Annotated in this window: 7 protein-coding genes; 1 reads left to right on the top strand and 6 read right to left on the bottom strand. The window is 57.6% G+C overall.

Features of this window, described 5'->3' with window-relative positions:
* Positions 1 to 60: 60 nt before the first annotated feature.
* From V6E55_RS01255 to nasR, 6 genes are all read right to left on the bottom strand, one after another.
* Positions 61 to 2,550 carry a nitrate reductase gene (locus tag V6E55_RS01255; protein ID WP_316941972.1) on the bottom strand — a complete coding sequence of 830 codons (2,490 nt, stop codon included), beginning with the start codon at positions 2,548 to 2,550 and terminating at the stop codon, positions 61 to 63.
* A complete protein-coding gene (gene nirB / locus V6E55_RS01250) occupies positions 2,547 to 6,533 on the bottom strand; it encodes a nitrite reductase large subunit NirB (protein WP_316941971.1) in 3,987 nt (1,328 codons plus the stop codon). Before nirB ends, V6E55_RS01255 begins: the two co-directional genes overlap by 4 nt.
* 13 nt (positions 6,534 to 6,546) lie before the next feature.
* Entirely contained in the window at positions 6,547 to 7,335 is a 789-nt protein-coding gene (locus V6E55_RS01245; RefSeq protein WP_114977004.1) for an ABC transporter ATP-binding protein, read from the bottom strand.
* A gap of 9 nt (positions 7,336 to 7,344) precedes the next feature.
* A complete protein-coding gene (gene ntrB, locus V6E55_RS01240; protein ID WP_316941970.1) occupies positions 7,345 to 8,223 on the bottom strand; it encodes a nitrate ABC transporter permease in 879 nt (292 codons plus the stop codon).
* A gap of 2 nt (positions 8,224 to 8,225) precedes the next feature.
* On the bottom strand, positions 8,226 to 9,473 hold the full coding sequence (locus tag V6E55_RS01235) for a CmpA/NrtA family ABC transporter substrate-binding protein (protein WP_316941969.1): 1,248 nt from the start codon (positions 9,471 to 9,473) through the stop codon (positions 8,226 to 8,228).
* Positions 9,474 to 9,701: 228 nt separating this feature from the next.
* Complete coding sequence (gene nasR, locus V6E55_RS01230) at positions 9,702 to 10,886, bottom strand: nitrate regulatory protein NasR (RefSeq protein WP_316941968.1); 1,185 nt, start codon at positions 10,884 to 10,886, stop codon at positions 9,702 to 9,704.
* Positions 10,887 to 10,957: 71 nt separating this feature from the next.
* On the opposite strand from nasR, the gene V6E55_RS01225 reads away from it, so the two are divergent.
* Positions 10,958 to 11,311: a DsrE/DsrF/TusD sulfur relay family protein gene (locus V6E55_RS01225; RefSeq protein ID WP_236921438.1), complete on the top strand. Its 354-nt coding sequence runs from the start codon at positions 10,958 to 10,960 to the stop codon at positions 11,309 to 11,311.
* The last annotated feature ends 20 nt before the right edge of the window (positions 11,312 to 11,331 follow it).

Below are 11,331 nucleotides of genomic sequence, written 5' to 3'. Positions count from 1 at the left end.
TTCAGGATTATCCTGAACCTGATTGTCGGGTGGCGGTTTCACCTTACCCGACTTACAAATTCATACCCCTGACATCCCAAACAGCCCTTTCAGTTCCGGCACGCAGGAGCCGCAGTTGGTGCCACACCGTAGTTTCACCCCCAACTCTGCGACGGAGCCACACCCTCCGACAATGGCCTCCCGTATCGCATTTTCCCCGACGCAGAAACAGCTACAGATAATGCGTCCCGGATCGACAGGCTTCCCCACACCCTCCCCGTTCAGCAATGCATGGCGCGCTGCTGGTTGCTCGGGCGGCGACTGAAAAGCGGCCTCAATCACCGGATGTGACAGCACCGGCAACGCGGTACCTTCCCAGAACCCAAGCATGAGTTCGCCGTTATGCCATGCCAGCACGCTGCTGCGCTCACTGGTTTGGGCGACCTGCAGTTGCCATCCTTGCCCGGTGCAGTGTGCCATCACCCATTCCAGCAGAGGGTTATCCCCTGCCACGGTCAACCGTGTGGCTTTACGCCACCAGTAGACGTAAGACGGCAGCTCCGGCAGATCACGGGCATAAAGCTCCCCCTGCCACTGTGGTCGCCAGGGCATGATCCTGACAGCGGTTTGTTTACTCTCTGGCTGACCCGAGACCGGATCGCAACGCCCTTCCACCAGCACGTTAACTTTTCCCTGACGGGCAAACTGGTTATTCCAGTGCATCGGTGCAAACACCTCACCTTCCCGAATCCCGTCTTTTACCCGCACCCTGGCAACCATCACCCCACGCGGTGAACTGATGCGTGCCAACTGCCCGTCACACAGTGAAAATCGAATGGCATCTGCGGCGCAAACCTCAACAAAGGGCTCGGCAATATGCTGTATCAGTCTGGGTACATACCCCGTTCTGGTCATGGTGTGCCATTGATCGCGGATACGTCCGGTGTTGAGAATCAACGGGTAAAGAGGGCTTACCGTCGCACCATGCGACAAGGGATCGACGGGTACAACATTTCGTTGCGAAAAACGCCCCGCAGACCACTGATAAGGCTCCATTCGATCCCACTCGTCTCGGCTTAGCGCCGCAAGTTCGTGCAAATTAAACGCCCGCGCGCCGTTATTCTCAAAGGCAGAGAGCGCAGCATGTTCGCAAAAGATCGCCTGAGGATGTTCCCAGGAAAACGCTGACCCGTAACCTAACCGTTTCGCGATCTGAGAAATTATCCACCAGTCCGGCTTTGCCTCACCCGGCGCAGGAAGAAACGCGCGCTGGCGCGAGATACGCCGCTCGGAATTGGTCACCGTGCCGTCTTTCTCTCCCCATCCCAGCGCAGGGAAACGAATATGGGCAAACCGACTGGTATCCGTTTCCTGCATCACTTCAGACACCATTACCAGTGGGCAGTTTGCCAGCGCCTGACACACCGCATGGCTGTCCGGCAGAGAGACGGCAGGATTCGTGCCCATGATCCAGACCGCCTTCACCTCACCCCGGGCGATGGCATCAAATAACTCTACTGCCATCAGGCCCGGCGTCTGCGCCAGCCTTTCCGTTCCCCAGAAACGCGCCACACGTGAAAGATCGTCCGGCTCGAAATTCATGTGTGCCGCCAGTTGATTTGCCAGCCCACCGACTTCCCGCCCGCCCATCGCATTGGGCTGCCCGGTCAACGAAAACGGACCGCAGCCCGGACGGGCAAACTTCCCGCTGGCGAGATGGACATTAATGATGGCATTGCATTTGTCGCTGCCGCTGGAGGACTGGTTGATCCCCATGGTGTAAAGCGTGATAGCCCGGGGAGCAGTTACAAACCAGTCGTAAAAGCGCCCTATATCCTCTGTCGAGAGACCGCAGAACTCCGCCACACGGGTAATTGGCCATGCGTCAGTTCCCTGAATAACATTGAGTAAACCGACAAACAACCCGGCATCACTGCCGGGTGTGAGTGCCAGGTGTAAATCCGCAATATCGCAGGTGGCTGTTTTGCGCGGATCAATCACCACCACTTTCATCTCAGGATTGTTGCGTCGCGCCTGCACTAACCGTTGATACAGCACCGGATGCGTCCATGCAGCGTTCGACCCGACCAATACCACCAGATCGCTGTTTTCCACATCCTCGTAGCTGCACGGAACCACATCCTCACCAAACGCGCGTTTGTAGCCCGTCACCGCCGACGACATGCAGAGTCGGGAGTTGGTATCAATATTGGCCGCGCCGATAAACCCTTTCATCAGCTTATTGGCGGCATAATAGTCCTCGGTAAGCAATTGACCCGACGCGTAAAACGCCACCGCCTGCGGCCCCCAGGTGTCGATGATCGCCCGCAACCGCTCGCCTGCCGTGCTTAACGCTTGCGACCAGGGCACCACCTGGCCGTCAACCTCCGGATGAAGCAGCCGCCCCTGCAGCCCTGTGGTTTCACCTAATGCCGAACCTTTCACGCACAGACGGCCAAAATTGGCGGGATGGTGGTCATCCCCACGCACGGTGACCTTTTCGCCTTTGACCCTGGCGATTACGCCACAGCCTACCCCGCAGTACGGACACGTTGTTCGGGTTTCATTCATGAGGCCTCCGCACGTAAAAGCAGCGCATCATTCCCGACCCATACCTTGCCGTTTTCAATTTTCACCGGCCAGGCACGAACCGCTGGTTCGCCGTTATCAACCTGGCACCCATCACGCAGACGAATGCGGTGTTTATAGAGTGGAGAGACGACTACAGGCTCACCCGCCGCATCCCCCAGAATGCCGCGTGAAAGCACATTTGCACTGCTGCCTGGCTCCAGATCGTCGAGGGCGTAAACAGACTGACCAAAGCGGAACAGCGCAATCGCTTTGCGTCCCAGACGCGCACCAATACCTGCCTGCTCAGGGATATCGTCGATACCACAAATTTCCTGCCAGCGTTTGCTTTGATCCTCTGCGGCGTCGTTCACTGCGGTGCGGAACAGCGCCAGACGGTTTGGATCGTTAAGCGTGGTTTGCCATTCGCACTGGTAGGTTTCCACAACACGGGCCATCTCCTGCTCCAGCTCGTGGGCAATGCCCAGGCTGTCATTGAGGATCACCTCACGCAGATAGTCGAGACCGCCCTCCAGGTTGTCCATCCAGGTGCTGGTACGCTGCAAACGGTCCGCCGTACGGATATAAAACATCAGGAAACGATCAACCGTGCGAATCAGCATTTCATCGTCCAGATCGCTGGCAAAGAGATCTGCATGGCGCGGTTTCATGCCGCCGTTACCGCACAGATAGAGGTTCCAGCCTTTGTCGGTAGCAATCACCCCGACATCTTTGCTCTGCGCCTCGGCGCACTCACGGGTACAGCCAGACACCGCCATTTTGATTTTGTGCGGCGCGCGCAGACCTTTGTAACGGTGCTCCAGTTTCACCGCGAGCCTGGTGGAATCCTGCACGCCGTAACGACACCAGGTTGACCCGACGCAGGATTTCACCGTGCGCAGTGATTTGCCGTAGGCATGCCCGGTTTCAAATCCGGCATTCACCAGCGCCTGCCAGATCTCCGGCAACTGCTCGAGCGTAGCGCCAAACAGGTCAATACGTTGCCCGCCAGTAATTTTGCTGTACAACTGATAACGTTTGGCAATCTGGCCGATGGCGATCAGCCCGTCAGCGGTCACTTCTCCTGCCGGCATCCGCGGTACGATGGAGTAAGTTCCATCTTTTTGAATGTTGGCAAAATAACGGTCATTGGTATCCTGCAGTGGCAGATGCGCCGGTTTCAGCAGATATTCGTTCCAGCAGGACGCCAGCACTGAGCCCACCAGCGGCTTACAGATTTCACACCCGTGACCTTGTCCGTAACGGCTAATCAGCTGATCGAACGTGTGAATGTGGTTAACACGTACCAGGTGATAAATCTCCTGGCGCGAGTACGGGAAGTGTTCGCAGATATCCTTTTTCACCTCCACGCCCAGCTCAGCAAGCTGGTACTCCATCACCTGTTTGACCAGCGCACTGCAGCCGCCGCAGCCAGTCGCCGCTTTCGTGCACTGCTTGATGGCCCCGATGTCCGTCGCACCGGCGCTCACAGCCCGGCAGATATCACCTTTGCTGACGTTATGACAGGAGCAAATCTGCGCACTTTCCGGCAGCGCCGCCACACCGAGCGCTTTCGGCGCACTGCCCGCCACGGCGGGTAAAATCAACGTCTCTGGCTCTTTCGGCAGGACTATCCCGTTGAGCATCATCTGCACCAGCGTGGCGTATTCGCTGGCATCGCCCACCAGCACGCCACCTAACAGCGTTTTGCTGTCATGGCTGACCACGATTTTTTTGTAGACCTGCTGCGGACCGTGCGTCCACTGATAGCTCAGCGCACCCGGCGTCCGGCCATGCGCATCGCCAAACGAAGCCACATCCACGCCAAGCAGTTTCAGTTTGGTGCTCATATCAGCCCCGGTAAATGATTTTTCCTCCCCGGCCAGCGTCGCCGCCGCAATGCGCGCCATCTGGTAGCCTGGTGCCACCAGACCGAAAATTTTCCCTTCCCACAGGGCACATTCCCCAATCGCAAACACGTCTTTATCGGAGGTCTGACAGTGGGTATCAATGCAAATCCCGCCGCGTTCGCCAATGGTTAGCCCACTGCTGCGAGCCAGCGCATCCTGCGGGCGGATCCCGGCAGAAAAGACCACCATATCGGTTTCCAGCTGTTCACCGTCGGCGAAGCGCAATACCATCCCGGTATCTGTCGGCGCAATTTCGGTGGTTGCTTTACCGGTATGGACACCTACGCCGAGCGCTTCAATTTTTTTACGCAGCATTGCCGCACCGTCGTTGTCGAGCTGTACCGCCATCAGATTCGGCGCAAACTCCACCACGTGGGTTTCCAGCCCGAGCTGTTTAAGGGCATTCGCCGCCTCCAGCCCCAGCAGGCCGCCACCAATCACCACACCGCGGCGCGAACCCGCCGCATGGGCCGAAATGTTGTCCAGATCATCAAGGGTACGGTAAACAAAGCAACCCGGCAGCGTGTTGCCCGGCACCGGCGGGACAAACGGATACGAACCCGTTGCCAGAACCAGTTTGTCCCAGTGGGTTTCGTGTCCGCTGGCGGTACGAACCACATGCGCGTCCCGGTCGATATCGACAATTTGCCGGGACAGACGCAGCTCAATACCGTGTTCAGCAAAAAAATCCCCTGCCACCAGTGAGAGCGACTCTGCGCTACGCCCGCCAAAATACTCGGACAGATGCACCCGGTCGTAGGCGGCATAGCGCTCTTCCCCAAAGACGATAATCTGGTATTGCTGGTGTAAATTGCGGTTAACACATTCTTCGAGAAAATGGTGGCCGACCATACCGTGTCCAACCACCACCAGAGTAGGTTTTGTCATAACATTCCGTCCTGCAACCTGTGGCTGCGTAGTGAATCGATCGAACAGCCAGTCCGCGTGAGCAGGAGCCGCCGTTGCCAGTAAATCGGTAAATATTGCCGCGCTGCGGCAGTCGCCCATCAGCAACACGCCAGCCAGCGCCCCCTGATGGATCAGTAAACGTCGATAGTGACGGGACAGCGGGTCCCATGCGCTCCAGACGACATCGCCCTCCTGCTCCGCCGCACGACCAAGGCTGAACAGCTCCACGCCGGTCACCTTGAGGCGCACGCCGTTGTCGGTCCGGGCAAATGGCGCGGTGACGTCGCCGGTCAGTCGAGCGGCAAGCATATCCGCCTGCGCCAGACAGGGGGCGACCAGGCCAAACGTCTGACCGTCAATTTCACAGCACTCGCCAATGGCGTAGACGTTCCGCTCGGAGGTTTGCATCTGGTGATCCACCACGATGCCGCGCTTGCAGCGAATGCCGCTGGCCTCCGCCAGCGCGATGTTGGGCTGTACGCCGGTTGCCAGTACCACGCGCGTGGCGGCGATGCTGCGCCCGTTGAGCAACGTCACACTATTTACGCTTATCTCCGCGATGCCAGAGGCAAGCTCACAGCCCACCCCCCGCGCCGCCAGCGCCTCTTCCAGCAGCATTCCCGCCTGCCGATCCAACTGCTGCTCCATCAGCCACGGACCGCGATGAACAAGAGTGACATTGTCACCTTTACGTGCCAGCGCTGCCGCCGTCTCAACCCCGAGTACGCCGCCTCCCAGTACCACCGCCGGGCCAGCGATCGCCTGAATAGCCCGGGTATCTGCCAGGGTACGGAACGTGAACACATGCGGTGCATCGCCGCCGGGGATTGGCGGAACAAAGGGCGTAGATCCGGTGGCAAACACCAGCGCATCCCAACCCAGCGTGCGGGCGGCGGTTTGCACTTCCCGCGTGTCGACATTCACGGCAATCGCCTTTTCGTTCCGCAGCACCGTCACGCCGCGCTGCTGGTACCATTCGTCATCCTGAAGACAGATACCCGCAGCCGTTTTTTCGCCACCCAGCACCGGTGAAAGCTGGATGCGGTTATAGGCATGCTCTGGTTCATCGCCAAACACGGTGATAGCGAAACGACCTGGCGCACGCTCAGTCAGCGAGGCAATCAGCCGCGTTGCTGCCATCCCATTGCCGATAATGATCAGTCGCATCGTCGCCGCTCCTTCACGCCGCTTTGGGCTGCTTTTCATAGAGGAAATGCAGGATCTGCTGACGCATATGGTGATAGCGACTGTCGTCAGCCAGGTGAACCCGATTGCGCGGACGCGGTAGATCAACGTGCAAGATTTCACCGACGGTGGCCGCCGGGCCGTTAGTCATCATCAATACCCGGTCTGAAAGCAGCACGGCTTCGTCCACGTCATGCGTGATGAGCACAATGGTGGTGTTGAGTGCCTGCTGGATCTGCATCACTGAATCCTGCAGATGGGCCCGGGTGAGCGCATCCAGTGCGCCGAACGGTTCATCCATCAACAAGACTTTGGGTTTCATCGCCAGCGCCCGGGCGATACCCACGCGCTGTTTCATACCGCCGGAAATTTCCCCCGGTCGTTTATGCAGGGCGTGCCCCATCTGCACGCGATCAAGGTTGTGCTCAATCCACTCTTTGCGCTCGGCCTTGCTCATGGTGCGACGAAACACTTGATCCACTGCCAGGGCGACGTTGTCGAAACAGGTCAACCACGGCAGCAGGGAATGGTTCTGGAAGACAACCGCACGCTCCGGCCCTGGCCCGGCAATCTCCCGGTTATCACAGATCAACCCGCCTTCGGTGGGCAGCGTGATCCCGGCGATAAGGTTCAGCAGCGTCGATTTACCGCAACCGGAGTGGCCAATCAGGCTCACGGTTTCGCCTTCGTGAATATCAAAAGAGACGTTTTGCAGCGCCAGAAACTCTCCGCTGGCGGTGGAAAAACGCTGACTAACAGCCTGGACCTGAATTAAAGGTTTCATCTTCGCTCCTTATTTTTCCTGCCAGCTAAAGCGACGGGCGATCAGCATCAACCCCTGCTCCAGCAGCAACCCGACCACGCCAATGATGACAATGGCGATGAGAATGTTTTCAACGTTGAGGTTGTTCCACTCGTTCCAGATCCAGAAGCCAATCCCTAAACCTCCGGTCAGCATCTCGGCGGCGACAATCACCAGCCAGGCAATGCCGATAGAAAGGCGTACCCCGGTCAACACAGCGGGCAGCACGGCCGGGAAGAGAATACGGCGCATGATGGTCCACTCGGAAAGTTGCAACACACGGGCGACGTTGAGGTAGTCCTGCGGAATACGACGCACCCCTTCAGCGGTGTTAATCACCATCGGCCAGATGGAACAGATAAAAATGGTCCAGCTCGATGCAGGCTCGGCTTTCTGGAACAACAGCAGACCGATTGGTAGCCACGCCAGCGGGCTGACCGGGCGCAGCAGTGCAATCAACGGCGTAAACATGCGCGAGAAAAAGGTGAAACGACCGATCAGGAAGCCCAGCGGAATACCCGCCAGCGCCGCGAGGCCAAAGCCCACCGCCACACGCTGCAAAGACGCGAGTACGTTCCAGCCGATGCCCATATCGTTAGGCCCGTCACGGTAAAACGGATCGGCAAACAGCGTGATTGCTGAATCCAGCGTGCTGAGCGGTGTCGGAAACCCCTTGCTGTTAATCGCAGCCAGTTGCCAGAGCACCACCAGTAGCCCCAGCCCGAGTAGTGCCGGGATGAGGCGCTGTAAAAGGCCGTTGATCCGCCGGGAAAATGACGGTGGACGGCGGCGAACCTGCACCGGAGGCAGGGTAATCACTTCCCCGCTCTCCGGTATCGCTTGTGATTTCGTCTTTTGCAGATGCTGCATAATCAAGCCCCTTTACGGTGAATAGCGAAGCGGTTGGCGTAACCTTCCGGGTCGGTACCGTTCCAGACGGTGCCGTCCATCAGGGTGCTGCTGCGAACAGGTGATGATGGTGCAGAGATCCCGCCCACGGCCGTGGCGGCGTCCTGCCAGACCGAGGTCTGATTAATGCGTGCGGCAATGGCCGCGTAGTCCGGTGCGGTTTTGAGTAATCCCCAACGGCGGAACTGGGTTAAGAACCACATACCGTCTGACAGGTACGGATAGCTGACCGCCCCGTTATTGAAGAAGCGGAGTGGGTTGGCATCCTGCCAACGCTTGCCAATGCCGTTGTCGTATTCGCCGAGCATTCTCCCGGTGAGGTACTGCTCTTTGGTGTTAAGCCAGGCCCGACGCGAGAGGATCTGCGCGGTTTCACGTTTGTTTTCCGGTGAGGCGTCTATCCAGCGAGAAGCCTCCAGTACAGCACTCACCAGCGCACGGGCGGTATTGGGGTTTTTCTCAACCCAGTCCCGGCGCGTGCCGAGTATTTTTTCGGGGTGATCGGCCCAGATCGACTGCGACGTTGCGGCGGTAAAACCGATGCGGTCGTTGATGGCCCGCGCATTCCACGGCTCACCGACGCAAAAGCCGACCATGTTGCCAATGCGCATATTCATCACCATTTGCGGTGGCGGTACGACCACGGTACGGACATCGTCGAACGGATGAATGCCTGCACTGGCCAGCCAATAGTAGAGCCACATGGCGTGGGTCCCGGTCGGGAAAGTGTGCGCGAAGGTGTACGTCCCCGGCGCCTGCTTCCCGATGTGTTTTTTCAATCCGTCGAGGTCACGCACGCCCTTGTCGGCCAGATCGCTGGAAAGTGTAATGGCCTGTCCGTTCTGATTAAGCGTCATCAGGTTCGCCATTTGCTGTGGCTTTCCGGCGATCCCCAATTCCAGCCCGTACAGCAAGCCATACAGAATGTGTGCAGCATCCAGTTCTCCCGCGACAAGTTTGTCGCGCACCGCCGCCCAGCTCGCTTCCTTGGTGGGGACAATGGTGATGCCGTATTTTTTATCAAAGCCTTTCAGGGCCGCGATAACCACCGGAGCACAGTCAGTCAGCGGGATAAACCCAATGCGCACTGTTTCCTGCTCCGGTTTATCCGAACCCGCCGCCCATGCGCCATGCATGACACCCGGTAACAGTATCGCCCCACTCGCCAGCATGCTGGCCTGCAAAAACCGCCGTCTCGACAAATCCGCCATGACCACTCCTGAAAAAAAGCCAAAAAAAAGCGCCCGACAGTGCCGAAGCACCGTTGGACGCCTTTATCCCGAAGACTGATGCACCGCCGTTGGCGCATCGTCAAAAATGGTTAATCAGATAATGCAAAGTGGATGCCAGGTTTTAATGCGTGATTTTCGCGGTGATGAGCGGGATCTCCTCATGTTCACGCACCTCAATCAGGCATTAAATGCCCACTGATTGTGCAACTACTCCTTTGGTGTTACCTGCCACAAACTCTTCACCGTGAGCAGCGCGCGGGCGATATCCACCATGCGTTGGTTCTTGTCCATCGCCATTTTGCGCAGCGCCGTCCATGCCTGCTCTTCACTCATATTCTGGTGGCTCATCAGTACGCTTTTCGCTTTATCTATAGTTTTACGTTCTTCAAGCGTATCGCGCAGCGACGCGAGCTGACGGGAGAGTTGTTCTATCTCGCGAGCCTGCTGGCGAACCAAAGTCAGCAGCGGTTTATCCGGGTAAAGTGTCAGCAGATCGTCCTGTTCATCGGCAGGCAATGCGTAGTCATCGTCATGATGGATACGCTCGTCCACTGCGACTACCAGGTCAGCGATGATTATCTCCTCCAGCGCGCGAAGATGTTCAAGGCGCGCAGTTTGCAGGGCAAACCAGGTCAGTGCAGTATGGCCGTTATCTGCAGCAGGCTGGCGGGTACAGGCCACGCGCCTCAATTGCTCTGTTTCGCGATCGGGCTGGCAGTTCAGGGAAAAGGTTGTCTGTACGTCTGCGTGGCTGTGTGAGAGAAAAATGTCAAAACAGGCCTGTTGTCCGTCGATACGGTCAACCAGTCTCTGGCGGGTCACATCATCGAAAAAACCCTGTGTAAAGCCAATAGCCCCCAGGGCTCGCTCTTGTCCCGCCAGCTCTTTGCCCTGCATCAGGCTATAAAGAGCAACAAAACGGCCTGCGATTTGCGGATCGTCAATGCTGTCATTAAGTTGCGGCACGATACTGAGCAGATGGCGAAGCATGCGGCAGTAATGTTCCATCGCCTGCGGCGCCGTAATGGTTTGCTGGACAACAGCATCACGCAGGACGGAAAGCGTATCCAGACTTCGCAGTGCCCCACCGATACGTTCGCAGACGGCACTTCCCGGGATTGGAGATTGTTTTTCAAGAATGCCATAAAGTGCAGCAAGGTATTCATCCACCAGCGCCCGGCTGGCTTTGCATTCTGGCGCGTAGAGCTTACCCTGTGAGCAGAGCCAGACATTGGATGCCCCGCGCTCGCACTGGAGCATGTGCACCAGGTGGCTAATACCATGCACCAGCACCCCCAACTGCGCCAGCTTGCTGAGCTGCTCCCGGCGCATCGCTCGTGCGCGCTGGAGCCATTCGGTTGCACCTGGCGAACTGCCAGCCATTAATGTCATGCTTACTCTCCCGGACAACAAACCTCGGGAATCTAAGCAATATTCGTGCCTTTATAAGAACAGGAGTCAACATGCAGAAGATAGTCATCATCGCTAACGGTGCGGCTTACGGCAGCGAATCCCTTTTTAACAGCCTGCGTCTGGCTATCGCACTCCGCGATAAAGAGAGCGAACTGGAGTTACGGCTCTTTTTAATGTCGGACGCGGTCACTGCCGGGCTAAAGGGGCAGAAACCCGCAGAAGGCTACAACATCCAGCAAATGCTGGAGATACTCACCGCGCAAAATGTTCCGGTCAAACTGTGCAAGACCTGCACCGACGGGCGTGGCATTACCGGGCTGCCGCTAATTGATGGTGTAGAAATTGGTACGCTGGTTGAACTGGCCGAATGGACTCTACGCGCTGATAAAGTATTAACTTTTTGATAATAAATCCGTAAAAATAT

The organism is Enterobacter sp. 342 (genome assembly GCF_036663495.1).
GTDB lineage: Bacteria > Pseudomonadota > Gammaproteobacteria > Enterobacterales > Enterobacteriaceae > Enterobacter.
This window is presented reverse-complemented; position numbering and strand designations above follow the sequence as displayed.